General features: G+C 41.1%; 23 protein-coding genes. 13 read left to right on the top strand and 10 right to left on the bottom strand.

What is annotated here, in order from left to right; all coding sequences use genetic code 11:
• Window positions 1–280: 280 nt before the first annotated feature.
• Both V7L31_RS09475 and V7L31_RS09480 read left to right on the top strand, forming a co-directional pair.
• Complete coding sequence (locus V7L31_RS09475) at window positions 281–790, top strand: hypothetical protein (protein ID WP_334695989.1); 510 nt, start codon at window positions 281–283, stop codon at window positions 788–790.
• Between the two features lie 49 nt (window positions 791–839).
• Window positions 840–1727 (top strand): hypothetical protein, encoded by an 888-nt coding sequence (locus tag V7L31_RS09480; RefSeq protein WP_334695990.1) that lies wholly within the window; start codon window positions 840–842, stop codon window positions 1725–1727.
• Window positions 1728–1840: 113 nt separating this feature from the next.
• On the opposite strand, the gene V7L31_RS09485 is transcribed toward V7L31_RS09480, so the two are convergent.
• From V7L31_RS09485 to V7L31_RS09505, 5 genes are all read right to left on the bottom strand, one after another.
• Window positions 1841–2563: a hypothetical protein gene (locus V7L31_RS09485; protein WP_334695991.1), complete on the bottom strand. Its 723-nt coding sequence runs from the start codon at window positions 2561–2563 to the stop codon at window positions 1841–1843.
• A 623-nt stretch (window positions 2564–3186) separates the two neighbouring features.
• On the bottom strand, window positions 3187–3381 hold the full coding sequence (gene rpsU, locus V7L31_RS09490; protein ID WP_179066217.1) for a 30S ribosomal protein S21: 195 nt from the start codon (window positions 3379–3381) through the stop codon (window positions 3187–3189).
• Between the two features lie 125 nt (window positions 3382–3506).
• Window positions 3507–3818: an RNA recognition motif domain-containing protein gene (locus V7L31_RS09495; RefSeq protein WP_334695992.1), complete on the bottom strand. Its 312-nt coding sequence runs from the start codon at window positions 3816–3818 to the stop codon at window positions 3507–3509.
• A gap of 394 nt (window positions 3819–4212) precedes the next feature.
• On the bottom strand, window positions 4213–5070 hold the full coding sequence (locus V7L31_RS09500) for a 3'(2'),5'-bisphosphate nucleotidase CysQ family protein (protein WP_334695993.1): 858 nt from the start codon (window positions 5068–5070) through the stop codon (window positions 4213–4215).
• Window positions 5070–5963 (bottom strand): sugar kinase, encoded by an 894-nt coding sequence (locus V7L31_RS09505; RefSeq protein WP_334695994.1) that lies wholly within the window; start codon window positions 5961–5963, stop codon window positions 5070–5072. Before V7L31_RS09505 ends, V7L31_RS09500 begins: the two co-directional genes overlap by 1 nt.
• A 124-nt stretch (window positions 5964–6087) precedes the next feature.
• On the opposite strand from V7L31_RS09505, the gene rsmI reads away from it, so the two are divergent.
• Window positions 6088–6948 carry a 16S rRNA (cytidine(1402)-2'-O)-methyltransferase gene (rsmI, locus tag V7L31_RS09510; protein ID WP_334695995.1) on the top strand — a complete coding sequence of 287 codons (861 nt, stop codon included), beginning with the start codon at window positions 6088–6090 and terminating at the stop codon, window positions 6946–6948.
• A gap of 386 nt (window positions 6949–7334) precedes the next feature.
• Window positions 7335–8642, top strand: coding sequence for a mannosyltransferase family protein (locus V7L31_RS09515; protein ID WP_334695996.1), 1308 nt, complete (start codon window positions 7335–7337; stop codon window positions 8640–8642).
• A 90-nt stretch (window positions 8643–8732) separates the two neighbouring features.
• On the opposite strand, the gene V7L31_RS09520 is transcribed toward V7L31_RS09515, so the two are convergent.
• On the bottom strand, window positions 8733–9593 hold the full coding sequence (locus V7L31_RS09520) for a phosphate/phosphite/phosphonate ABC transporter substrate-binding protein (protein ID WP_334695997.1): 861 nt from the start codon (window positions 9591–9593) through the stop codon (window positions 8733–8735).
• Between the two features lie 212 nt (window positions 9594–9805).
• Between V7L31_RS09520 and V7L31_RS09525 the strand changes: the two genes are divergently transcribed.
• On the top strand, window positions 9806–10720 hold the full coding sequence (locus tag V7L31_RS09525) for a Tll0287-like domain-containing protein (protein WP_334695998.1): 915 nt from the start codon (window positions 9806–9808) through the stop codon (window positions 10718–10720).
• 38 nt (window positions 10721–10758) lie between these two features.
• Here the strand turns inward: V7L31_RS09525 and V7L31_RS09530 are convergent, their stop codons facing one another.
• Window positions 10759–12114, bottom strand: coding sequence for a serine/threonine-protein kinase (locus V7L31_RS09530; protein WP_334695999.1), 1356 nt, complete (start codon window positions 12112–12114; stop codon window positions 10759–10761).
• Between the two features lie 510 nt (window positions 12115–12624).
• On the opposite strand from V7L31_RS09530, the gene V7L31_RS09535 reads away from it, so the two are divergent.
• Entirely contained in the window at window positions 12625–12879 is a 255-nt protein-coding gene (locus V7L31_RS09535; RefSeq protein WP_179066232.1) for a hypothetical protein, read from the top strand.
• A 3-nt stretch (window positions 12880–12882) separates the two neighbouring features.
• The gene (gene mltA / locus V7L31_RS09540) at window positions 12883–14133 is read left to right on the top strand and encodes a murein transglycosylase A (RefSeq protein WP_334696009.1); all 1251 of its coding nucleotides are present in this window, start codon (window positions 12883–12885) and stop codon (window positions 14131–14133) included.
• An 85-nt stretch (window positions 14134–14218) separates the two neighbouring features.
• On the opposite strand, the gene V7L31_RS09545 is transcribed toward mltA, so the two are convergent.
• Together V7L31_RS09545 and V7L31_RS09550 are read right to left on the bottom strand one after the other, a co-directional pair.
• Window positions 14219–15088, bottom strand: coding sequence for a DUF5895 domain-containing protein (locus tag V7L31_RS09545; protein ID WP_334696000.1), 870 nt, complete (start codon window positions 15086–15088; stop codon window positions 14219–14221).
• A 249-nt stretch (window positions 15089–15337) separates the two neighbouring features.
• Window positions 15338–16036, bottom strand: a complete 699-nt coding sequence (locus V7L31_RS09550) for a haloacid dehalogenase type II (protein WP_334696001.1) — start codon at window positions 16034–16036, stop codon at window positions 15338–15340.
• A gap of 283 nt (window positions 16037–16319) precedes the next feature.
• Here V7L31_RS09550 and V7L31_RS09555 point away from each other — a divergent pair, with 283 nt between their 5' ends.
• Genes V7L31_RS09555 through V7L31_RS09565 form a run of 3 tightly spaced genes read left to right on the top strand, consistent with a single transcriptional unit; the run spans window position 16320 to window position 20256 of the window.
• Window positions 16320–18077 carry a ScyA-related TPP-binding enzyme gene (locus V7L31_RS09555; protein ID WP_334696002.1) on the top strand — a complete coding sequence of 586 codons (1758 nt, stop codon included), beginning with the start codon at window positions 16320–16322 and terminating at the stop codon, window positions 18075–18077.
• Window positions 18078–18090: 13 nt separating this feature from the next.
• Window positions 18091–19230 (top strand): 3-oxoacyl-ACP synthase III family protein, encoded by a 1140-nt coding sequence (locus tag V7L31_RS09560; protein WP_334696003.1) that lies wholly within the window; start codon window positions 18091–18093, stop codon window positions 19228–19230.
• Window positions 19231–19275: 45 nt separating this feature from the next.
• Entirely contained in the window at window positions 19276–20256 is a 981-nt protein-coding gene (locus V7L31_RS09565) for an SGNH/GDSL hydrolase family protein (RefSeq protein ID WP_334696004.1), read from the top strand.
• Between the two features lie 25 nt (window positions 20257–20281).
• On the opposite strand, the gene V7L31_RS09570 is transcribed toward V7L31_RS09565, so the two are convergent.
• Window positions 20282–23809 (bottom strand): NB-ARC domain-containing protein, encoded by a 3528-nt coding sequence (locus V7L31_RS09570; protein ID WP_334696005.1) that lies wholly within the window; start codon window positions 23807–23809, stop codon window positions 20282–20284.
• A 447-nt stretch (window positions 23810–24256) separates the two neighbouring features.
• Between V7L31_RS09570 and V7L31_RS09575 the strand changes: the two genes are divergently transcribed.
• The 3 genes from V7L31_RS09575 (at window position 24257) to V7L31_RS09585 (ending at window position 25838) form a co-directional block, all read left to right on the top strand.
• Window positions 24257–24436, top strand: coding sequence for a CopG family transcriptional regulator (locus V7L31_RS09575; protein WP_334696006.1), 180 nt, complete (start codon window positions 24257–24259; stop codon window positions 24434–24436).
• A 45-nt stretch (window positions 24437–24481) separates the two neighbouring features.
• A complete protein-coding gene (locus V7L31_RS09580; RefSeq protein WP_334696007.1) occupies window positions 24482–24751 on the top strand; it encodes a hypothetical protein in 270 nt (89 codons plus the stop codon).
• Window positions 24752–25337: 586 nt separating this feature from the next.
• Window positions 25338–25838 (top strand): fatty acid hydroxylase, encoded by a 501-nt coding sequence (locus V7L31_RS09585; protein WP_334696008.1) that lies wholly within the window; start codon window positions 25338–25340, stop codon window positions 25836–25838.
• The last annotated feature ends 330 nt before the right edge of the window (window positions 25839–26168 follow it).

Here is a 26168-nt window from a genome sequence, read left to right on the forward strand (position 1 = left end):
TGCTGCCGATTCTGCTCCTGTAGCTCTGACTGCTCCTGCTATCAACGGTTAATTCTGAAGTTTCGCTAAATTAAAAAGCGCTCTCCCGAAAGGGGAGGCGCTTTTTGCGTTGGGTTAATTACTACGTTAAGTCTGACACTGGACACTTTTTTGAAGTGCAAAATTAAACGGCTATAGTTGAGAACTTAGGCAATAATTATCAAAAAGTAAATTTTACGGGTAATAATTGCTAGCAGCGCAGATAATTGCCTCAAAGCTCAACTATAAGGAGAAGCCAAGAATGATTTTACACCGTGGGCGTAGGGTAGTAGCCGCTTTGTTGCTGTCGGTAATGATACTGACAACGGCCTGTACTCCAAAGACACCTGGACGTTTTGACCAGGTGCAAAAAGAAAGCACTCAACAAAAAAAGGGTCTTGCAGTTGCTAAGAACGCAACTCAGGGTGGCGAATTTAATAAATTTTTCCCTGATGCAGGTGATGGCTACCAGCGCGTCTATACCCAAGAGAAAAAAGGTTTTTCCGAAGCGAAGTTGAAAAAAGGCGGTAAAGAGCTAGCGTTACTGTCTATTTCTGATACCACCAGCACACCTAATGCCGCAGCAAAGTTCTCAAAGAGTACCAAAAAAATTGGTGGTTATCCGGCAATAGAAGTTGGTAAAACGCAAACTGCAATTTTGGTAGGTAAGTACCAAGTAAAAGCACTTTCTCGCGATTCGTCATTTAAAGCTAGCGATCGCGCAGATTGGTTAGAGAAGTTTAATCTTAATGGTCTAGCTAACCTGAAATAAGCCAAATTACTGACATTAAAGATAATAAACCCTAAATAAGGAGATTTTTGTGAGTAAATCGATTGTTGATTTAGTTGATCAATTACCAACTGGCGGCTTGACTATTTCTATGTTAAAAGCCCTTGATTTTGTTGCTCCCGGCGAGTGGCAAAATACTGTTGGGTTTGTCAACACCATTAAGAAAGTCACTGGTGAAGACGACGAAGATTTAATTCAGCAAATTGGCGAACGAGCGATTTATTTATTCAACGACAAATCCCAAGGCTACCAAACAGCCTTATGGTTATATCAAACCGTTGATGCTACAGATAAAGCGCTTGGTGCAGCAGCTTTAGCTAACAAAGTTGGCGAAAAAATTCCTCTGTTGGGTTTTTTAAACTCTGTCACTCCCAAAGCTGATAAAGCCCAAACCATCGATCTGACATTAAAATTAGTGGCTGAGTTGGTAGCCTTCTGTCAAATTAACGGCATTCCTGGAGATAGTATTGGGGATTTTGTTGCCTCTTTAGGAGAATATAGTGGTGAGTCACTTATCCGCATGGTAGCATTAGTTTGCGTTGATGGTTTGATACCTCTGGGCCCAGACTTCATCAGTAAGGCGATATCTGGACTTAATCAAACAAATCCCCAAGAGTTAGAGCAAAACTCGACTTTCCAAAACATCAAAGATGTGATTCCAGGAAACAATGCTGGTAGTAAACTCAACTTTATCGGCGAAAGCTTTGACTCAGTTAAAGGTTGGATGAGTGGGTTAGTCTCCACCAATAATTTAACGCCACAAAAGGTTGTCCACAATTTGCAAGGTTTTGTCGATATTGCCGATGACAAGTTAGATTATTTAGCGGCGTTCCTGGATGTATCAACAAATTATTATGAACACACTGGTACGCAAACTTTAGCGCATCGCTTAATAGAACGGGCGGTAGCTGAGATTTAGGTTGATGGGGACTGGGGACTAGTGACTAGTGACTGGGGACTAGTGACTGGGGACTGGGGACTGGGGAAGAAGGAAATTTTACCCAATACCTAATCCCTAATGCCCAATCCCTATTAAGGTAAACGCAAATCTGCGGCGATCGCATACAAGTAAGGTTGAAAAATAGCCAAGTTTTCCAGTTTCTCAAAATTACCTGTTTGCCTATCTGTGTCAAATGCAGTAGTAATTACGTAAAGTTTAGTCCCATCAAAGGCAACATGACCGATATGTTGCTCTTGTACTCCACCTTGTTGTTTAAGTCCGGCGAACCCATAGCGGATTCCCTGAAGCTTGCCAATAGGTACTGGTTGGGGTGGGTAGGTTGAGAAGGTAATCTCTTTTCCATATTTACCCTGACGATCTTTTGCAAAGGCAGCGTAGTGATCTGCAACCCAAGCTTGAAGTGCTGCTAATACCTGGGCTTGGTATTTGGAACTTTGGTAATCCACTTGAGAACCAGTTGGAATACCAGCTGCTACAAGTTTCTTTCGGAAATCCTCATTGTTGGCTAGTGGGTAAACGTTAATCTCAACTGTACCCAAACGTTTCCCGCCAGAGGAGATACACAGCAAGGGTGCATTTCCCTCACAAGGAGCAACTTGCCAGTTAGTTGGAGCAGCAGCATTTACTAAAATTTTCTGCCAGATATTTCCCTCATTAGAATTGGTAAGTTTTGCAGCAGCAAGAGGTTTTACCGCTTTGGGTGGAGGAGAAAATTGGGGGAGAATAAATTTTGCTCCCAGCGGTATTGACACCAGCAAAATAGAACCTAGTAATAAATGATAAAGTCGTAACATTTTTTTGAAAATCCAGGGCCAAAGATTGCAGACTAACGATATCTACAATACTTCATGGGTATAGAGGAAGAATATATTTATATTGCTGCAAGTTTCACACGAAGTTGAAATCTGCTGTAAAGGAGAGGGAAGCTAGAGACAGCATGAAGTTTTGCATCTTATTTAATCCACGCTCATTAGGGACTGACAAATAAAAAAATATTCAATTAACTCTTGTGGGGTGGGCGAGACGAGAGCCATAATATATAACTGGGCGGGCGAGACCCCACCCCACAATATTGGACAATTTATTTCTTAGAGAACTCCACAGAATGATTGATCCAAAAGCTGTCATTGCGAGCGAAACGGAGTGTAGCAAAGCAATTCCAAGATTTTGCGGTTGCTTCATTTCGCTTCGCTCCATACCCTTCGGGAACGCCAGGGGCGAACGCAATGACAATTGGGTATTTCTTTTTTTGTGGAGGTCTCTTAGAGTTCCCTTAGTAGCGCTAAAAGCAGCTACTATGAACAGTGTTGTTTATCGATATATGCCTAATTACTTGCTTTTACTTTGCCGGAAGTTTGGCAACGATGAAGAGATGCTGGCTAAATTTCAAATCGAAGGGCAAGCTTGCTTGGACTTTTTAATTGAAGCGAGAACGTAGTGTACGACGTTGTTTGTGCCTAGCAATTGCTTTACGCTTTTCTTTTTCTATGGGCGTCTCGAAATGACGCTTTTTTCTCATATCTTGGAAAATTCCTGCTTTAGAAACTTCCCGTTTAAATCTTCTCAAGGCTGATTCAATACCTTCATTCTCCCCTAAAACTACTTGTGTCATTCTCATTCCTCCTGAATGTGGATGAATAGTTTAAGACTAGATACAAAATCAAATAATTCCAGCAGAATGAGCCTTTGGCTTTATCTGCTGGAAGACTCTAAATGTGAAATTTTCAGGAACCGACTTTAGTAGCGATTATTGTTGCGGCGGGCGTTACCACCACCCCAGTTACCACGAGGAGAGTTACTTCTTTCCTCACGAGGTTTAGCTTTGTTGACTTTCAAATCACGTCCCATCCACTCAGCACCATCAAGTGCATCAATAGCAGCTTGTTCTTGGGTGTCTGATTCCATTTCTACAAAAGCGAACCCACGCGGCCGGCCTGTTTCCCGATCTGTGGGTAGTTGAACACGACTTACTTTTCCGTATTCTGCAAAAGCCTGCTTGAGGTCATCCTCTGTAACCTGATAGGACAGGTTTCCGACGTAAATTGACATAGAAATCTCCGAATTCAGGGAGTGTAGAGAGTTAAATTCGGAGAGATGGTTTTTAGAAATCAAAACTAGTTACTCAACCGAAAATAATCTTTATGTCCATGAGTGTAGCACAGCCCCTAGCCTTTGAATATCGTCCGATCGTGAATTTTATTGACAAATAGAACCTTTGAGACAGGTTCGCAGACCTTCCAACGACTGGCTTTTATTGTTTGTACTATAAAAGTTACACTTTTAACAGGAAATCGATATTAATCGGCGATCGCTCAGGTATGTAGTGTTTTGAAATTGACGATATGAACTAAGGACGAAGACTATTATTCGTAGTCCTGGTGAATATACCATGACTAACTGTTTTAAAAACAAAATTAAAAAATATTCATCTTAAAATATCCCATTAGCTGTGGTCAAACTGCGCTAAAATCTTTTCTGCTTCCTGACACAGTAATTCGTGATATTCACCATTACTAGCCAGTAAGCCTCCCCATTGATTAATATCACCAGTGTTGTACTGCAACGGAGTACCATCGAAGTGAGTAAATTTACCACCAGCTTCCGTTAAAATCAATTCTGGGGCTGCTATATCCCAATCTTTGGGCGCAGACTTACCAGAAAGAGAAATGTAGATATCTGCATCTTGCTCGACAATGGCGGCGATTTTACAGCCGACACTACCCACAGATTTATGATTTTGAGAGGGTAAGTTTTGTAATAAGTGATCTAAGCGTTGGTTGCGGTGCGATCGACTAACAACTAAGGTTAAATCTTCAATTCCTTTGCCTGACGACACTCGTAAAGGAACAGATCCATCACGAGTTTCTACAAATGTACCCCCGCCTTTGGTAGCGTAATATAACTTTTGAGTCTCTGGTACTGCCACCACTGCTAATACTGGGCGTGTTTCCTTGACTAAAGCAATGTGAACTGCATAATCCCCGGTTTTTTCGATAAAGTCTCGTGTACCATCCAAAGGGTCAATTATCCATACCCAAGGGGTAGAATGTATAGCAATATTTGACGATTGATAAGTCTCTTCACTGATATAAGCAAAATCTTCGTTACCTAAAGTTGCTTGTAAACTCTCCAAAATGTATTGACTTACGGCGACATCGGCAACTGTGACAGGCTCATTCTGCTTGTATTGTACTTCTAGGTTCGGGTCTTTTGCAGTGCCGTGATAATACGATCGCAGTATTTCTGCTGCACCCCAACCTACCTCACGAGCGATCGCTAATATTTCTTCTAAATCTTTCATTAATTTAAATTCATCCAGCGCCGTGTACCAAAAAATTTACAAGAATCAGCAGCAATATTAGCTGCTAGTCCTAGTGCATCAGTAAAACTTTCCCTTAAAATGTAATGACAGAAAGCACCGTGGAAAATATCTCCAGCCCCTAAGGTATCAACCGCTTGAATCTGCGGCACATCTACGATACCAGTTTTAGTGCAACTCAAGTATTCAATTGGGTTTTGTCCGTGGGTAATGGCGATGTGAGGAATATCAAATCCACTCAGATAAGCAAAAACATCTTCTCTAGTCTGGCAGTTGGGGGGATAAAAATTAGCTGAACAGATGGCATAATCCACAAATGGCAGAATTTGCTCAAATCCAGGCTTCCAACTACCAGCATCAATTACTATTGGAATATTCTTGACTTTAGCCATTTGGGCTAGAGCATAACTAACCACCATCTGATGCCCATCAATCAGTAATATATTGACATTTTGCAAAATATCTGCTGGTATAGATGCGCTGCTGACTTGAGTTTTGACAGCATTGATGGAAACTACAGATCGTTCACCTGTGGCTTGGGTGACAATAATTGAAGATACAGGCGGTGCTAAATCAGTGGTAGGCTCAAGGTCTGCGATCGCAACTTTATAATTTGCCAAATCACCTCGAATTAGCTGCGTCATCGGGTGAGAACCCACTACACCCAAAACTGTAGCTTCATTACCTAAATAGCTGAAAGTCACAGCCGCGTTGGTAGCTGGCCCTCCTGCCGCTACAGTATAGTCAGTAGCAACAATCTTCTGGTTACTCTTAGGGGCAGACTCAGCCAGGTAAATCAAATCCAGGGTTACTAAACCCACAAATAACCCACGATCCGATTTTGGATTTTGGATTTTGGATTTTGGATTATCCATGTGTCATTCATATATGTTCGTAATTATTTTGTAACTCTTGTACAGACGCGGTGAATCGCGTCTCTCTTGTCTCTCCGGCACAGACGCGATGAATCGCGTCTCTACAAACTCTTAACTCTTGCTCATGCAAACCGATCCAAAACCAGGAACACTTTACGTTGTCGGTACACCAATTGGCAACCTGGAAGATATAACCTTTCGGGCGGTGCGAATTTTACAGACTGTAGATATTATTGCGGCGGAAGACACCCGTCACACAGGGAAATTGCTACAGCATTTTCAAGTTAAGACACCCCAAGTAAGTTACCACGAACACAATCGTACTAGCCGCATCCCAGAATTATTAGAGCATTTAGTTAATCATAAAGCGATCGCTCTGGTGAGTGATGCTGGGATGCCAGGTATTTCCGATCCTGGATATGAACTGGTGAAAGCCTGTATTGAGGCGGGAATTCCAGTAGTTCCCATTCCTGGCGCTAGTGCAGCAATTACCGCTTTGAGTGCAGCCGGATTACCAACGGATCGGTTTGTCTTTGAAGGCTTCCTCCCGTCTAAAAGTCAACAGAGACAGGAACATTTAGAATCTCTGCAAACAGAATCTCGCACATTAATTTTCTACGAATCGCCCCACCGCTTGCGAGATACTTTACAAGACTTAGCAAAGGTTTGGGGAAGCGATCGCCAAATTGTGCTAGGACGAGAGTTAACTAAATTGTATGAAGAATTTTGGCGGGGGACAATTGCCGAGGCGATCGCTCATTACACCCAACGGGAACCCCAAGGTGAATATACATTAGTAGTGGCAGGAATTCCACTCAGTCAGCCCCAACTGACAGAAGAGGAGTTGATAGCCGAATTGAAACAGTTAATTAGTCAGGGAATATCGCGATCGCAAGCTAGTCGTCAGTTAGCAAAAGCTACTTTTCTTCCTCGTCGCCAACTCTACCAACTAGCTCTTTCTTTAGTCCTTCCTCCTGATTCCTGAACATCTAAAACAGCTTTTGAAAACTTAAAAGCCAAAAACTCAACACCAGTTCTATATGCCTCTAGGAAGTTTTTTCCAAATAAAATCGCTAGATGAAAAATAATCTAAAAATCGTATTTGACTGCGTAAAAAAACTTAGTATACATCTATTAGCTTCCATTCTATTCCCTATTTGATTCCAATTTTAATAATGATTGCGAGTATTGACTAAATGATCTCTGCAATAGAAAATTTATAAAGAGTTATCTAAACGATAGCATCCGCGATCGCGTGTATAATTAAAGCCAATCTTGTTTGTCATTCCGAAAGGGATTTTTGGCAAATCGAGAACGGTTTTGGTGTTGGGTATTAATGGTAATTTAAGCGGTTCACTTGCAAGGTATCACATGAAAAGCTTAGTTCATTTTTCCTTTTGGAAGCAAATTATTCTTGCTCTCCTGTTTTATGTTGTTTGCAGCAGTATAGGTCTTCTCCTTTCATCGAATGGAATTTCAAAATTAGCGGTACAAGAGGGAAGAGAGTTTCAGTACTGGGATGCAATTCATTATGTCAATCTGGGTTTACATCCTCATTGTCAAGCTTTTTACCCACTCTGGTCTCAAGTAATTCGTTTATTTACCCCACAGAATTCGGTAGTTGGACTTCGGTATGCTTTTATCCTCTCTAATATCCTCTTTGTATTATCACTGCCTATCATCTTATTTGTCTTACGAAAAGTCATTAAGTCAGAAAGTTTGAGTTTTATCACTCTTATACTTTATGTTATTAATCCTAATTCTATTTTCCATAGTATTGGCTACACTGAGAGCTTATTCTCGCTCTGGGCAATCATTAGCGTAGTAGCTCTTTTATTTTCAAATTCTGTGTTTTGGAATAGCATCTTAGTGGTGTCAGTGATTTTGATGTCTGTGTCTCGACCAAGTTTGGTACAATTTATTTTTGCTGCATTTGTTGCGATCGCTTGTGTCTTTTTAGGAAGCCACTTAGGGTCTGAAACCATCTCTAAAGCTAGGGAGTGGAAAAAATATACTATACCTACTGGACTAATTGCTATATCCGCTATGGCAGGTTATTCAATCTATGGCATCTATTGTCTATTATCAACAGGCAATTTTTTGACTCCCTTTCAAGCTCAGATAGAGTGGGGAAGAACTCTTCAATTACGACCGTTGTTTTTACTATTTCCCAGGTCGCTGTTAAATGACTTACACGGTCTATACTTTCCATTTATTCTGTTTTTCCTGGTAGTTGTCCTTATTTACTTTCATGCTAAACACAGACAAATTTTGCTATATATACCTAAATATTCTCTACTATCGATAACCCTTTTTTATCCTCCTATGGCGATTTTAATTTATTCAATTCGTTCTTGGCAGTTAAAAAAAGCTGGTAAACTTACTCCTCAATTTGTCACTCCAACCATTGCCCAACTACAAACGAATTATGTCTTCTTTTTTTGCTTATCTATTTGTATAGCTAATGCAGCAATTGGATTTCTAGCCGCTGCCGATAATCTATATAGTCTGGCACGATTTGTATTTGCAACGCCATTCTTTTTTATTGCTTTTGGTGTGGTGACAGACCATCTTGATAGTCCAAAAACACGAGAATTTCTTTATGGGTGTCTCCTGGTTTCTAGCTTAGGGCTAGTCGAACAGTGGTATCGTTGGGGTAACAACCATTGGGTAGGATAATTGCATAGAAGCCGTTGCGCTATCCCCAGGTAATGCGACAAGCTAAGTAAATCACAAAGAATTCAATTCTGAATTATTTGTGATACTTACTTAAAATAAACGTACAGGCTTTATTTGCAGCTTAGAACTAATCGAGCTTACCCGATCAACAACAGAAATCATGTATTTGTAATCTGGTACTTGTCCATTAGCTACATACCCAACTTCTTGAGCTAAACCTGAAGGTGAATCACTCATCACTTTGCGGATAAACTCTTGACGATTAAGTTCTATATTAGGCCCAATCAAGACCACGCCTAATGGTACATAGTGCGGATCTTTAAATAGTATGCGAAATTCAGTTTGTGCCAACTGCGAACCGTAGAGACTTAATTCCGCCTCCGAAACGGCACAGGCGATCGCTTTTCCTTGAGCAACCAATTCCAGCGCGGCTTTTGGTGTGGGTGCAAATACTATGTCAGCTAGTGTTGTACCATAAAGATTGTAAAGAGGAAAATAATATCCTGTTGCTGAACCTAACTGTCCTAAAGCCACTGTTTGATTTTGTAGTTGTTTCAACTCAGTTATCGGATTATCTTTGCGAACAACAAAGATGGAACGCAAATTACTAATACCTATTAAAGGAAATAGGGGAACATATTGGTAGCGTGCGATCGCGATCGCAGCTAAACCCGGTGGAGCAAATACCAATGACCAAGCACGAGCCTCAAGGCGTTCAACCGCTCTATTTTCATTAAAAACAGGCTCTAGCTGAATATAGGCATTTGTCTTTTCACCCAAATAAGTATTGAATTTAGCATATTGGTTAATTATCTGTTCGCCTCCACCATAGTTAATCACACCAATAGTTAACGTACCTTCAAAGTCTTTGTCTTTTTTTGCTTGGCAAGCCGCAAATGTCAAACCCAGCAGATTATACAGAAATAAACGACGAGGAAATCGCAAAAACATCACTAATTATGGTTAAGAAAAAGTAACTTGGCTTTCAGGACTAATTTAGATCGCTTAGATAAGTTTGACTACTGCCTAAATAGGTTACATCGCAGTCAAAAATCAATATTTATTAATATTTATTAAGATATTCTTGAGATGCTTTCTAACAGGTTTAAATAAATAAATATTAAAATTAAACAAACTCAATTATCACCTTCATTGTTGAGATTATGTTGAACAAAATTACGTTAAATAACTTAAAAATAGGTGCTAAATTTAACTTACTTTTAATATTAGTTTTCATCATCAGTATTTTGGGAAGTGGCATTGCCTTATCCAGTGTACTTCAAGGGAGAGCGCAAAATGAAGTAACTTCTCAAGCGCAGATTCTCATCCAAATGGTGAACGCAGTTAGAAACTATACACAAAATCGTATAGATCCCCTATTAGAACCTAGACTAGATACTAATCCGACGTTTATGCCTGAAGTAGTACCAACTTTTTCATCTAAAGAGGTTTTTGAGAATTTTCGTAAAAAGCCTGAATTTAAAAACTTTTTTCATAAGGATGCAACACTTAATCCAACTAATTTAGCGGATAAAGCTGATAACTTTGAAACTCAACTTGTAGAACGTTTTCGCAACGAACCCAATACTCTAGAAATTACAGGCTTTCGTAAATTGTCAGAAGGCGAAGTATTTTACATTGCACGACCACTAAAGATTACACAAGAGAAATGCTTGCGATGTCATTCTACACCAGATCAGGCTCCTAAAAGTCAGTTAGTAAATTATGGTTCCGAAAATGGTTTTGGCTGGCAACTCAATCAGATTGTTTCTGCCCAAATAATCTCTGTTCCTTCTCAAGAGATTTTTGCTAATGCCAAACGGACTTGGATATTGATCATGGGACTTTTAATTACGATCTTTGCGATCGTAGTTTTCTTAATTAACTTCTTAATCAAAAAATATGTGATTCAGCGGATCAGAAAAATAGAGAAAATCGCCCAAAAAGTTAGTGTCGGTGATATGAGCGCTGATTTTGAAGAAAGCTCTAATGATGAAATTGCTGGATTAGCAGAAGCATTTAATCGAATGAAAGCTAGCTTGAAAATAGCTCTGGAAATGCTGAATAGCGAAAGCTGATACCATTTGAGATTATGAAAGAGTCAAAATTTAAAAAATCAAGAAAGTAAGCGTTGCTCAAATTGCAAAGCTTTTTGAGGTTCGGGAATTTGTGATGCTAAAACTTTCACAAATTCTGCACGAGAAATGTGCCCAGAAGATTTAACAGCTTTTTGGACTATAAACTTAGCTATTGGGCCAATAAAATTAGCCAATTCTCGCTCGCACTGATGCAGAAAACTATCACTGATTACTTGAGGCTCTTCAATTGGTAAATTATTGGACTTAATTTCAATCTTAGTAGTAAGCTCCTGTAGGAGAGTAGGTTTCTCTAGTAGAAACATTGTTTTCTTCTTAAAATCAATTTGTTGATTTTCTCGAAGATAAAGGGCTAATTGACTAACTAATTCTTCAAAATTAGATGCTGACGCCGTAACTTGTCGTAATAATCTTGAGGCAACAGGGCCAACAAATTCTAAAAGAATCGTTTCTAAGCGGTTGTAATTTTCCGCAGACAGGATAGAAGCAGAGGAATAACCAATTGAGTTTGGTTGAGAAAGTGAAGCTTGAGGCGGTTGTGTAAAAGATGGTGGTTGAAGTGATTGCGCTAGTACCTGTAGAACTTCAGCCGCAGACTGGTAGCGCTGTTTAAAGTGGTGTAGCACCATCTTAGATAGCACAGATGCTAATCCAAAACTGACGTTAGCTTGATGCTGCCAAGAAATTTCTCCTGTATCTAGGTCTTCCTCAAAGTTTATCGGATGTATCCCCGTCAGCGATTGAATACCAATAATACCCAAGGAATAAATATCGCTGTTAGGGCGGGGCTTACCTTGCCCCTGTTCTGTAGACATATATCCTGGGGTGCCAATGATAATAGTAGCCCCGGTTTGCCCTGGAATTGTCAGCAGTTGAGTTTGGACTTGTTTAACTGCACCAAAGTCAATCAGCACTAACTTCCCGTCTTGTTGTCGTCTAATTATATTGTCGGGCTTGATATCTCGATGGATAACGTTGTGGCTGTGAATAAATTGCAGAATACCTAGAACCTGTTGGAGCAGTTGAATTACTTGATTTTCTGTCCAAGGTTGATTGGGTAATAGTTCTGCTTTCAAAGTATGCCCTTCAATGAACTCTTGCACCAAGAAGAACTCTTGGTTATCTTCAAAATAAGCTAAAAGCCGAGGAATCTGGTCATGGTTGCCTAGCTGTTCTAGTGTTTCTGCTTCACTGCTAAATAGCCGTCTAGCAGTTTCGAGAAATTCCGGGCTACGAATGACGGGCTTAAGGTGTTTGACAACGCATTTCGGGAAACCTGGTCGATGGGTATCTTGGGCTATGTAGGTTTGACCGAATCCACCTCCCCCTAAAACTTGGAGGACTTGGTAACGTCCGTCTAATAATTGTCCTAACATTGTGTCACAAGCCTTAAGTCCTCAAATTAATCTTGGCACAACTACTAGCTTTGGCAAGGTTGGTTGAGACAAAACTTGGAGTTCCCTAAACCTACACTTTTTAAGGAACTGGTTAAACAATTAGGCGTCTAAAGTGAAGAGTTATTGGGATAACTGGGCATTGGGTATTGAAAAGAGGCAGAGGGGCAGGGTGCGGGGGGCAAAGGAGAAAATTCTTCCCCCTGCTCCCTCCCCCTTTGCCCTACGGTGTACACACAAGTATAGTCCGCAAGGGTTCCAACCCTTCCAGCCCCATAAATACCCAAATTTTGGGTAACTGGAAACCCCATTTATCCCGCTAATTTTTAGCGCTAGGGCAACGAAACCAAGTTTTAGGTGGGATTTCAAGACTTGTGTGTACACCGTAGCCCCCTTTGCCCTTCTACTCCCAACCTCCCGTATGCTTACCCTTTTCATTCGGGGGTTACGTGGTTAACAATGGGTTGAATGTTTTTTAAATAATTCAACCTTATGGCTAGAACTGCAAATGAATATGCCGTATTCCTCCTACTGGAAAGCGGCCACCGGGAAGAAGTACGTTTTCCAACTATTCAAGAGTTTCAGAAGTGGTATAGTGGCGAACTTGTGCCAAAATCTGCTTCTAATGACTTTATTAGCGTGCCGATTAAAAATATTCAAGGGGAATATATGGTAATACGCCCTTCTCGGATCGTGGCAATCCGGGTCGAACCCGTTTTTAGTTCCAGTGTTGAAAGATTCAACTAAATGATGAGAAAAACCCTTGCTTTCCTTTCCTTGAGTCTGGGAATTGCCCTTGTAAATCCTCTCTGGGCGGCTGTTGCTCAGGTTCCTAACTTACTACCATTGCCAGTACCGACTACTCCCGATTTCTCGCCTATACCAATACCAATTACTCCTGAAGTAACGCCGCCCCTAAAACCAATTGCTATCGGCAGCAATTGTACGCTGCGGCAGACTTGCTTGGGCTGGGATGAGCAACTGTGGGGTCAAAAAGGCGATCGCAATGCGTTGTTGGCTTCTATTGACAACAGTTTGCTTTACCTAACAAAGGGTGAGGCGATCGCAGCATATCAAAATTATCCGATGAGGGAAATTACCCTTGATCGCGTCCGCCGGAGTTTGGTACGCTTCCGTCAACTGGTTGTCAGTTCTAGGTCAGCAGCGCAATTACAAGCAGCTGTCCGCCGTGAGTTTGTTTTCTACCAGTCTGTGGGCAACGATGGCAAGGGTACTGTTAAGTTCACCGCTTACTATGAACCTGTTTATACCGCTAGCCGCGTCAGGACTGCAATATATAAATATCCTCTTTATCGGCTACCACCTGATTTCAGCCAATGGCCTAAACCCCACCCAAAACGAATTGATTTGGAAGGCAAGGACGGTTTACAAGGGAATAAGAGCAAATTGCGCGGTCTAGAACTGTTATGGTTCCGCGATCGCCTAGACGCATACATGGTACATATCCAAGGTTCTGCCCAAATTAAATTAACTAATGGCAAAACAACGTCAGTTGGCTATGCAGGTGGAACTGATTACCCTTGGACTAGTATCGGCAAAGAAATAGCTAAAGATGGCAAACTTCCACTAAATGGATTAACTTTACCACGTATGGTTGCTTTTTTCCGGGCAAAGCCGCAGGAGTTGAGCAATTATCTACCACGTTGGGAACGATTTATTTTCTTCCAAGAAACTGGTGGTAGGGGGGCTACAGGCAGTATTCATGTGCCAGTGACAGCAGAACGTTCCATTGCTACAGATAAGTCTCTCATGCCACCGGGAGCGCTAGCGTTGATTTACAACTCATTTCCCTATCCTGCTGGTGGTGGCAAACTACAGAGTCGTACCGTCAGCCGCTTTGTGCTTGACCAAGATACAGGAAGCGCCATCAAAGGCCCGGGACGGGTGGATTATTTCATGGGGTCTGGTAAACTAGCAGGCGATCGCGCTGGCATCACAGGCGGCAATGGTTCACTATATTATTTGCTGCTCAAGGAATAGGTATTGGGGACTAGGGACTAGGGACTAGGGACTAGGGATTGGGGAAGGTTTTCCCAGTACCCAACCCCCAATCCCCGATTCCCACTTAATAAGGCGGATAAGCAAAATCATCTTCATCAGCATAAACGTAAGAGTTAGAAACTCCTGCCATTGCCAATTTAGGCGTTTCTGATTTTACAGGTTCCTTACCAAAATCTTTGTATTCCTCAAAAGCCTTACAAATCATTGCAGACTCAAGAGCATCGGAAGCAATTAAATATTGCGTTAAAGTCCCGACTGTGGGATGTTTGTAGTCTACAGTTGAAGCTACCAAAACCGTATTTGGTTCAATACCTCTTTCTTCACACTCAATGATGGGGCAAAAAATTCCGTGAGCATGGAACAAAGGCCCCTTTGGTGCTAAAGGTTGTTTACGGTAGACTGCATAAGCTTTTTCTAATTCAGCAACAAATCCATTAACTACTTTGCCTTGTTGATATTCGCAGTAGGTTTTGCTGAAACTCGCTCCGGCAGCACCATTAAGAGTTAGTTGTAGTGGTGATTCATGTAAAAACTTTTTATTCTCACCCACTATAAAAATTAAATAACGAGTAAAGGTTTTAAATTTAAGTTTGTCGGCTAAAAAAGCATCATAATTTTCTTTGAGTGTACCTAGTTTTAGACCACTTTCCCGGTCTTTGACAGATAATGGCCCCCGACGCACTATAACCAAGCGGGGAGTAGGAGTAATAAATACCGTTTCGACTCCAGAAGTAAATTCATGCTCCACTTGCTGCCAATTCTCATCTGGCACAAAGCCAACAGCATTAGCATTATCTAGCTTAATCGCCAAACCGTGGGATTGTATGCCATCTGTGCCATACCGAGGATTAATCATCTGACACCAGGGAAGGACTTGAGAAGGCGGTGCATTGAATTTCTCGTCTTCAAAGTCGAAATTAGCAGATGCTTTCATCGTTTTAGGCTATCAAAGTGTTTTCTTGAACAAGTTTATCGGCAAGGTGCCGATCTGGGGAACCAGAAGCAGAGCGTTGATACGATCGTTCACTCGTTCCTGACGCGTTGCAGGAGGAAGATACCGTCAAACTAGTGTGGTAGTTTTTCTAGATTAAGACAGAATCAATATATGTTGCAATCCCTGTTTCCTTTGTAACAACACATCATCATCGAAGCAGTGGTGGTACTCAGCACTTATGACTCAGTATTATTTTGGAGAAACCAAAGCTGCAAGAGTCTTTAAATCAGATACTTCTAAATCAGGTTGACTTACTGCTGATCTTGTGATGCTAGCTATATTTTGGTCTGCTCTACGGTTTACCCAGACTGTTGATATTCCTAAAGATTTGGCTGTAACGATATCATGATATAAACTAGCAGCAACGTGTAATATCTGCTCTAACGGCAAATTAATTCTTTCAATGGCAAATCTGAAATTATTTAACGAGGGTTTGTAGCTTTTTACCTGTTCTGCTGTAATTATCCGATCGAATTCCACTTCCAAGTGCTTTGCTGAGAATGCAAAGAGATCGTCATCAACATTTGAGATAATGACCAGCTTAAATTTTTTCTTTAAAGCTCTAAGTGCGTCAACAGTATCGGGGAAAGGTAGCCAATACTGAATCGAATCAGCAAGTGAATTTAGTTCGTCAGCAGTTGGCTCAAAGCCAAATCTTTCACCAAATTTCTGGACTACTCTCTTTAAAACTTCTCGATATTTGATATATTCTCCTTTTTCTAGTTCTGCTTCAAATTCCGCAAAAATTTCCAGAATTTGCTCGTTATCCAAATTAGTGTTGTGTACCCGTAGAAGTGGCTTTAGCACCCCTAAGATGCCGTTTTCCCAATCAATCAGGGTTCCGTAACAATCGAAAGTTAAAGCTTTATACTGATTGAAGTTTATCACCTTTTTATACTCCAAGATTTGATGAGTTGTGTTCAGTTTTTATAAACTACGATCGCTGCATCCGCCATTATTAAAGTCTCTAAATATTTCTTCTATAGGTTCTTGACTGCTCAAAGATTGTCAAGGTGAACTACGAGGAGCGTTTTTTTACCCGTTAGCACCTGCGCTAGAGAGCAATCATAACCAGTGTTCTATAGGCATTATCTAAAAAATTGATATTGTTAAGTTTAGTGTGTGGGATAATATTACTTCACAAAGGAAATTATACCTAAGTATAGTTTGTATGGATGTTAAATCTCAGGATACACAAACGAATACCACTGAACAATTAAATTCAACTAAACTGCTATTTGATAGCAAGCCAGCTGTAAGTTTTTCGGTAGCAGAGGCAGTGGTAAAAATCCTGGGAGATATGGGGGTGCAGTATGCCTTTGGTGTATCGGGAGGTGCGATCGCTCCAGTGTGGGCTGCCTTACACCAAAGTCCCATGCAGGTGTTACACTTTCGCCACGAAGCTGGAGCAGCTTTTGCAGCTATTGAGGCGTATTTTGCTAGCGATCGCCCAGTTGTGGTATTCACGACTACAGGGCCGGGGATCACCAACGCTTTGACGGGCTTATTGGCTGCCCGTTGGGAGGGTGCTAAGGTGATCCTCGTGTCAGCTTCAACTCCGGCGTCACAGCGAGGACGTTGGGCGATCCAAGAAACTAGTACATATACTATGCCCAGTGCAGGTATTTTTACTTCAGGGCAAATATTCCATTACGCGACGACTCTCGAATGTAACAATGAACTTCCAGAGATTTCTCGAAGGCTGTCCCTGGGATTGGCACAACCAGGAGGATTCGTCGCCCATCTCAGTATCCCGACAAATATCCAGACAAGTTTACTAAAAACTTCGTTGCCACGAGTAAATCTGTCTCGTGCGATCGCAACGGTAAGTGAAGAAACAATCGCAGAATGTGTCCGTTTACTCTCTGAAGGCCCCTTTGCCATCTGGGTCGGTTTCGGAGCCAGGGGTGCAGCCAAAGAGATTCGCCAACTTGCCGAGAAAACGGGGGCTGCTGTCATCTGTTCACCACGAGGTAAGGGCATCTTTCCCGAAGACCATCCTCAGTTTGTTGGTGTCACTGGCTTTGGTGGACATCAGTCAGTTTTAAAATATATGCAGGAGCAACGTCCAAGACGCGTGCTGGTTTTAGGAACACGCCTTGGTGAATTTACCTCCTTTTGGAATCCGACGATGATTCCCTGGCAAGGCTTCCTGCATGTTGACATTGACCCAGAAATACCGGGAACTGCATATCCATCCACCGAGACTTTCGCTATTCAGTCCGACGTGAAAATCTTCTTGATGAACCTGTTGAAGAACTTCAGAGAAAATAGCGATCGCTCAAGGACAATAATGCTGCCTCGATTTCAACGCGATGTCATCAAGCCACGCATAACCGGTTTAGTGCGACCAGAACTGCTGATGAATATGATTCAACAAGTGATTGTTGATAAAAGCGATGCAGTAGTAATGGCAGAGTCAGGTAACTCATTTGCTTGGGTAATTCATCTACTGCGATTTACCAGACCAAATCGTTATCGGATTAGCAACGGATTTGGTTCTATGGGACATTTTGTCACAGGCGTAGTGGGTGCTGCTTTAGCACGGAATGGTAAGGCTGTTGCTATTGTCGGAGATGGTGCCATGCTGATGAACAGTGAAGTAAACACAGCTGTAAAATATCAAGTTCCTGCCGTCTGGATTGTACTCAATGATGGGCGCTACAACATCTGCCAACAGGGAATGGCGTATCTAGGGTTTGGTAAAGCGGATGCAACGATTCCGCAGGCAGATTTCGTCAAAATTGCTCAGGGAATGGGAGCAGAAGGTATTCGAGTTGAAAGGGAGTCCGATGTTCAGGCAGCACTAGAAAAAGCGATCGCCGCAAAGGGGCCATTTGTGGTTGACGTAATCATTGACCCTACCCAGATGCCACCATCTGAAAGTCGCAATCAGAGTTTAATGTCACAAGTCGCGACAAATTATTAAAAGCTAATCATATATGGTTTATTCTCCAGTCGGTATTCGCTCACTCGCTTTAAGTCTTCCCAGTATCAGACGCACAAATGACTATTACATAGAAAAATACCCTGAGATGTTCGCACAGGCTGAACAAAAAAGTTTGGCAAAATTGTTTTCCCTTTCTGGGTCTGCTCCTGGTAACGAATTTGACTTAGAGATGATACCTTATCTCTTAGACCCCTTTCGTGGTACTGTTGAGCAGCGGATTCTAGGTACAGACGAGTCATCACTGACGCTGGAAGAGCGGGCCGCAAGGGACGCCCTCAAAGCAGCCAATCTCTCTCTTAATGAAGTTGAACTGATGATTGTTGCCTCAGTCTGGCCTGAACAAATCGGATTTGGTAATGCTGCCTTACTGGCTCGTCAACTAGGTTTCCAAGGTGCAGCTTGGAATATTGATGCAGCATGCGGGGTTACTCCAGTTGCACTGCAAACAGCCTGTGCCCTAGTGCGATCGGGAGAGTACAAAAACGTGCTGGTAGTGGTTTCATGCACTTATTCTCGCTTTTTTGATGAAAACGACACCCTATCATGGTGTATCAGTGACGGTGCAGGGGCTTTTGTAGTTGGCTCACTTGAACCTAAGCAGGGAGTTCTCGGAACCAAAACAATCAATACAAGTATATTGTGTGACACTTTATTTTCTAAAATCACAGAGGATGAGCAGGGCAATCTCCTGGTTCGTATGCAGATTGACAAAAGTGCAAACAAGCTGTTTCGCGAAACGTCCGTAGATTTGCTCCGTACCTGTTGTCAGGGTGCTGTCGATGCTGCTGGCGTAACCCTTGACCAAATTGATTTTTTTCTTTTCCATACAACTAGTGCTTGGTTTGCAAACTTCTGCATACGTGTATTGGGCATTGAACCAGAGCGTACAATCAATCTCTATCCACAATATGCAAATGTTGGGCCAGTAATCACTGTAGCTAATATGTACCATGCTGCACAGTTAGGTAAAATTAGCGAAAACGACTTGGTTCTGATCTATGGATTTGGTGCAGCAGGTGCCGCATCTGCAAGTGTAATGCGCTGGGGCAAAGTGGCGCTAGGTCTTGACTCCCTCAGAGAAATCGACTCAACAATAAAAGGTATTCAAAACAGGAGCTTTCTTTCTTGTTAAGATTCTCCATGTAAATAGATTGAAGAGAAAAATATTTAAAAGCTGATGATGCAAAAACAAATTCTAGCAGCAGGAATTTTTATTTTGTCTCTGATGTTTCCCCTAAAAGTCTCAGCAAAGAATTATGACGAGATTTATGTCTTTGGAGACAGCTTTTCCGATACGAGTAATGTATCTAATGCGACAAATGAAGCTATTCCCCCAAGTCCACCATACTTTAATGGGCGTTTTTCCAATGGCCAAGTGTGGGTGGAGTATCTTGCATCCGATCTAGGATTAACTTTCAATTCAAAAACTAACTTTGCCTTTGGTGGTGCAACCACGGGAGTCGATAACATTGGACTAGCTAGTTTGCCAGGATTACAACAGCAGATTAACAGCTTTACGGTAGCAAATAGGTCTGCTGACCCAAACTCCCTCTACATTATCTGGGCAGGTACTAATGATTATCTCAAATACTTTTTTAATACTGTTCCTGACCCTACCCAAGTAGTCACAAATTTATCAGTGGCGGTAAAATCACTGGCTGCGGTGGGCGCTAAAGATATTATGGTGGTTAACCAGCCGAATTTGGGCGAATTTCCGGTTACAAACGGTAGTAGTCAAATTTCCAGCTTACTTAGCACTTTTACAAATGCACACAACTCCATCTTGTCCGCCAATTTGAGCTTTTTGAAGCAGCAACTTAGCCCCGATATAAACATTATTCCTCTTGATGTTAATTCCCTATTCAATAGAATTATTGCCCACCCAGACGAATTTGGGTTCACAAACGTGACCGATTCTTGTATTGGAGACTTATCGGTGATACCCATAAATCTTCCCACGCAGTCAATCACTTGTACTCCAGATCAGTTTGTATTTTGGGATCAAATCCATCCAACGACCGCCACTCATAAGCTAATTGGAGAATTAGCATTTTCAACGCTACAGTCTGCATCTGTTCCTGAATCTTCTACTGTACTAGGTGTATTATTATTTGGTGCATTAGGTCAAGTTTCACTAATGAAAGGTAAGAAACTATAAGTATAATCAAGATAATACTGTAGGGTTAATTTTCGCCATCGGTAAGTGCTCCTAAATCTTTCAAAGAAGCTCTCTGAGCCTGGGTTATACCTGTAACACCTGCAATATTGATACCTTCATAGGGTCTTTCATTCCTCAAGGTTTTGATGTACCTACCAATTTTTATATCCCAAATTTTAATAGTATCATCCTGGCTGCCACTGGCTAAAGTTTGACCGTTGGGACTGAAGACAACAGACCAAACTAATTGTGTATGTCCCTCCAAAGTTTTAAGGCATTTACCAGTGCCGAGATCCCACAACTTCACCGTTTGATCTTCACTACTACTTGCAAGTATACAACCATCAGGACTAAAGGTCGCTGAATACACAGAACTACTATGTCCTTTTAAGGTCTGAATGCATTGCCCACTACTGGCATCCCATAGCTTTATTGTTTGGTCACTGCTAGCGCTGGCTAGCATCCGACCATTGGGACTATAGGTGATTGACCACACTAAGTCATTGTGTCCTTTCAAAGTCTGAATGCATTGCCCAGTTTTGACATCCCATAGTTTTATTGTATGGTCAATACTTCCACTTGCCAGGGTTTTACCATTGAGATTGAAAGCAACAGACCATACCTTATCAAGATGCCCCTTCAAAGTCTGAATGCATTGCCCAGTGTTGACATCCCATAGTTTTATTGTATGGTCATCACTTCCACTCGCAATCATCTGAGAGTTTGGACTAAAGGCAACCGATGTGAGCCAATTATTATGCCCTCGCAAAGTTTTAAGGCATTCACCAGTGCTGACATTCCACAATTTCACAGTTTGATCCTCACTTCCACTAGCAAGAAGTGAATTATTTGAACTCAGGGCAACTGATGTGACTCTATGACTATGGCCACGTAACGTCTTAATGCACTGACCAGTATTAGTATCCCACAGCTTAACAATTTTATTGCCACTCCCACTCACAAGTATGTCACCACTATCACTGAAGATTACTGACCATATTCCACTACTGTAACCCTGAAAAGTCTTAAGACATTGACCAGTCCTGACATCCCATAACCTTACTGTTTGGTCACTACTGCCACTAGCAACTATACGATTGTTTGAATTAAAAACAACTGACCAAACTCTGCTACTATGTCCCCAAAGTGTGGCTGTGCAGAGACCCGTAGTAACATCCCATAACTTTACTGTTTTGTCATCACTACTACTTGCTAGTGTATTCCCATCGGGACTGAAAAAAACTGAATATACACAGTCAGTATGCTCCTGTAAAGTTTTAAGGCATTCACCAGTGCTGATATCCCACAACTTCACTGTTTGGTCATAGCCGCTACTAGCCAAGATTTGACCATCTGGGCTAAAGCTAACTGACCAAATACCACCATTATGTCCTTGTAAAGTTTTAAGACATTCACCACTGCTGAGATCCCACAATTTCACTGTTCGGTCATGGCTACTACTAACCAAAGTTTGACCATCTGGGCTAAAAGCAATTGATGAGACTCGACTACTATGCTCCTGCAAAGTGTTGAGGCATTGACCAGTATTAGCATCCCACAGCTTGATTGTTTGGTCTTCACTTCCACTGGCAAGAATGTTACCTTCGGGACTAAAGGCAACAGACCAAATTCCGCCACTATGTCCTTGCAAGGTTGTCACACATTGCCCAGTATTAACATCCCACAGCTTGATTGTTTGATCTTTACTACTGCTAGCCAGGATATTTTCCTTGGGACTAAAGGCAACAGACCAGAGCCAATCTCTGTGTCCAGTGCAAACCAGCAATTGCTTTCCATCTGAAACCTGGTAGAGCCGAAGCTCACCATAGCTATCCCCAGTAGCTAATAATTTTCCATTTGGGCTAAATGCCACTGAATGAATGCCCCCTAGTGTTTCAACAAAAACACACTTAGCTAGATTGGCGTGAGCAAAATTTACATTGTGCAAATTCATATTCCGCATATCAGCTTGCCAAACAGTCAAATAAGAAAAATCATAGCCACTTAAATCTGTTTCTAAATGACAAAGCAGATTCAGAATATTGCCAGCTGTATAACCTGGTTCTAGGGCCGATGTTTCTCGGAGATTTACTAAAAGTTGAGTTAATTGATTTTCAATGTTTCTTTTACTTCGGAAAACATTAAGCAACCCATCTATAACTGGTTTGAGGATGAGACGAACTTGAGTATCTTTAACATAGTCTTTACCTGTTGCCTTCATCAGAGTATGATGCCTGAATAAATCAAAATTCTGAGTAACAATCTCTTCACAGAATTTTTCTATCAAGCTATTAGTTACATACTCCATGACCACAGGCTGGAGCGTAAAGAGCGATCCAATTTTTTCGATTAGTGATCGCCTTCCTAAAGATTCTACAGCCTCTAGTAATTTAGCTTGCGGTATTGGTGATATAATGTCGTCTCGCAATTCTGACAGTGTAATCGACTCCCGATTAATCGCTAGCCAGTACATTATGTCCTTTTCTAAATCTGACAAACGCTCAAATTGCTGCTCTAAAATATCGCGAATTTCGCCAAAAACAGCCGTCTCTTGCTGCAAAAAGTCCGTCATATTACCATCAAAGATATCTTTAATGGTTGTAGCAACTATCTTTAGGGCTAATGGATTGCCTGCATAACGTTCAATTATGACTTTCCATTCATCCTCTGCTGCCGATAGCCCTTTGAGTTTTAAGATTTCTTGCCCTTCTGTTACTTTTAAGCCACTCAGTAGTAGTGAGCGAACAGGTAATGCTTGTCCTTCTAGCAATGCTACTTCTTTAGGTTTTTCACGACTAGTGAGCATTAAGCAGCTTTGATGAGTTGCTTCTCCGACGCGTCTTAAAAACTCACCATATTCCTCATATCCTTCAGGGTAAAGTCCGGCGCGGCTACCACTGCGGAGAATTGACTCTGCATTATCAAGGATCACTAAACAGCGATGATTTTGTAGATAATACAGGATTCGTGATACGCGATCGCTAAAGCTTTCTGGTAAATTACCTTCTGTTTCTTGCTCGTCAGATAGAAATTGAATTAGATTACCGAGAATAATTTTAACAGGTGGAGCTTCTCGTAGCGATCGCCAGATCACATACTCAAAGTTGTCCTGAATCTGTTGAGCAAGCTTTACAGACAATGCCGTTTTCCCCATGCCTCCTATTCCCAAGAGTGCCACTAATTGACACTGTTCATTGAGAATCCATTCTTCTAGCGTAGTCAGTTCTTCTCTACGTCCATAAAAAACTGAGTTAAATATGGCTTCTCCCCAATCTAGACGAGTATTTGAGCTTAAATAGTCACTTTTGTCTATTTTTAAGTGAAAAGCTGAAAACAGCTTTTCAATAGTTTGTTTATCAACTCCTCCTTCCCGATTCAATACTTTCGAGATGGTAGCGGAATATAACCCAGAGCGTACACTGATATCTTCTAGAGTGTACCTATTTCCAAAATTTTCTTTTGCTTCTGACTGATGCTTTGCCTCCTTAATTTTTTGTAACCCCTTAGTAGTAAGTGCAACGCCGCGTTTACGTCTCCAATTTTTTAAAGTCATGTATTAACTCACTGTTCGCCTAATCACCTTCAATTAAAAGGAATTATCTAATCTTATAGGTTGCTATAGATATGAGTTCAGGAGTGCCTCGGCTTAGAGTAACCCCATAGATAAATCTAAGGGATTAAAGTAAGGACGCATTAAATATACCCTACGCATCTCGAAGTAAATATGCATTTGTTTTTCCATACCGCATACAGTTCTCAGACATGAGCGTGCTGTTTCAGTGATAGCTTTCTCAGTAGCGGGTAAATCCTATAAGTGATTTACTCCTCCTGCCTCTTTTAATGCGTGTGGTGGTAGCTATTTAATACCTTTAACTTTAAGTAAGAGGTTTGAGGCGTAAAGCTTAAGTTCAATATCAAAATCTCGATTTTCACTGGTAAAGATAGTTTGTAATTGGCAATCTTGGTAAGGAAAGTTTGTATATATCTAGCCTATCAATCAATGAATAAAGCTACTGCACTTAAATTTCCCCATTTGGCAACCTCTAATAAAAAAAGGGCGCTGAAGCGAATTACCTTGAACTTGCCATCAGATGAAGCCCAAAATCTTGAAAAGTATTGTGAACAAACAGGTAAATCAGCAATAGATGTGATTCGGGAACTAATTCAAGCCTTGCCTTGACCTGAATTTTCACAGCCTTGTCTGAAAAGTTCTTCACTCCTCACTGTGCAACTCAATCATAGTTATCATACCATCTTGTTTTCGGCGTGCTGCGATCGCCGAGGGCGATCGCAGCACGCCTTCACTAAATTTTTACGTACCTCTCAATCATCACAAAAAAATACCGAAGAAAGGCAGAGGGCAGGGGGCAGAAGGCAGGAGGAAGAAAATATAATTTTTGCCCTCAGCAATCAAGGGTTTAAAGCCCCTAAATTTATTTATGAAAAAAAGATAATTTATAAAATTCTCCATATTTATAACGTTACTTATCATTGAAAATATGATTTTAGAGATTATTAAATTAATGCCAATTATTTATAATATTTGAACTAAAAATACTTCAAAATTCGCCATCTACAAATTTAATTCTAAACCCGTTTTAGTCACCTTAACAATTCAGATTATGGTGACACGATACCTAATTATATCATTCTGATTAAATTCATACTTAAAGCTTAATTGTAATCAATCTAGAATTAACAATCTTGAAGAAAGCCTTAACCTAAATTTGTACTAACTTTAACTCAACCTTTGCTTATGCTGTATGCCTTAGGTAAGAAGATTGTGTAGTAACTATGGTAAAACACTGTATTCCTATCGGGTATTAGATGTATTACTGCCATTAACCCAAAGCTAGCAATCAAATTGGAGGTTTTTACGAGTTGCTGTTCGCTGCATTAAGGATTGCAGATTCATGAAACTGCAACTCCAATTACATATACTCTGAGACAAATTAACTGGAGCGTAGACATACAAGACGCACAGATGATGCTTGCATAGCAGAAAACTAGGTGTCTACGCCAATAACATGACATTTGCATATTTTCTGTGGAGTTTTCTTAACTATTCTTGAGGAGTACAAATGCTTGAGGCTATCGCTGTTGCTTGGTTATTACTGTTTTTTGGCGATTTTTTATCTACATTTTTTTACCACGTACCCGAGCATGTTTTTGGTAGCCTTCATTTAAAAACGCACCACTCCTGGAAGAAGGACTTCCGCCACTACGCTATTTTAACTTTTAATCCCCAGGTTCTTTTAGATGGTATCTTGGGAGCTTTGCCTTATGTACTCATAGCAGTAGTCTTGTGGTCTTTCTCCCCCATTGGCGTAATTTCTGGATTACTGCTTGGTCAGTTTCATGTATGGTGGAGACACATAAGTGTACTGGGTTGGCAAACTTCAAAGCCGATAAATATTTTATGCCAAATTCTATTTATTACTACTCCTGAGAGGCACTGGTTACATCATCACAAAACTAACTTAGGTTTCGGTGATATTTTCACCTTCTTTGAACAACCGGCACAAATGTGGCTACGCTGGCTGCGATTGCTCAGACTTCGTTTTCGTGAATCTCGGATCTAACTGAAACTATTGCTTATCTAAATACTTTTTAAAGGTACAAAAAGAAGCTGCGATCGCAGCTTCTTTTTATACGCTAGATGAGATTATTCAACTCTCACAAATCCGCTCACCTACATACTCAAAAAAGCTAATTCTCAATTTTCAAGTAGTAGCAATAAGAGATATTAATTAACCATAGATTAAAGTCTATACCTTTTTTAATTCTAAAATATTTACAAATAAAGGCAGGGGGCAGAAGGCAGTCCCGATGAAAAAATTTCACAGCCATACATGAAAATGTGGTAACTTCCAGTCAAGGTTGGCACAAAAGAGGTTGTTCCCTCAATAGAG

This window comes from Nostoc sp. (assembly GCF_036916655.1).
Classification (GTDB): domain Bacteria; phylum Cyanobacteriota; class Cyanobacteriia; order Cyanobacteriales; family Nostocaceae; genus Nostoc.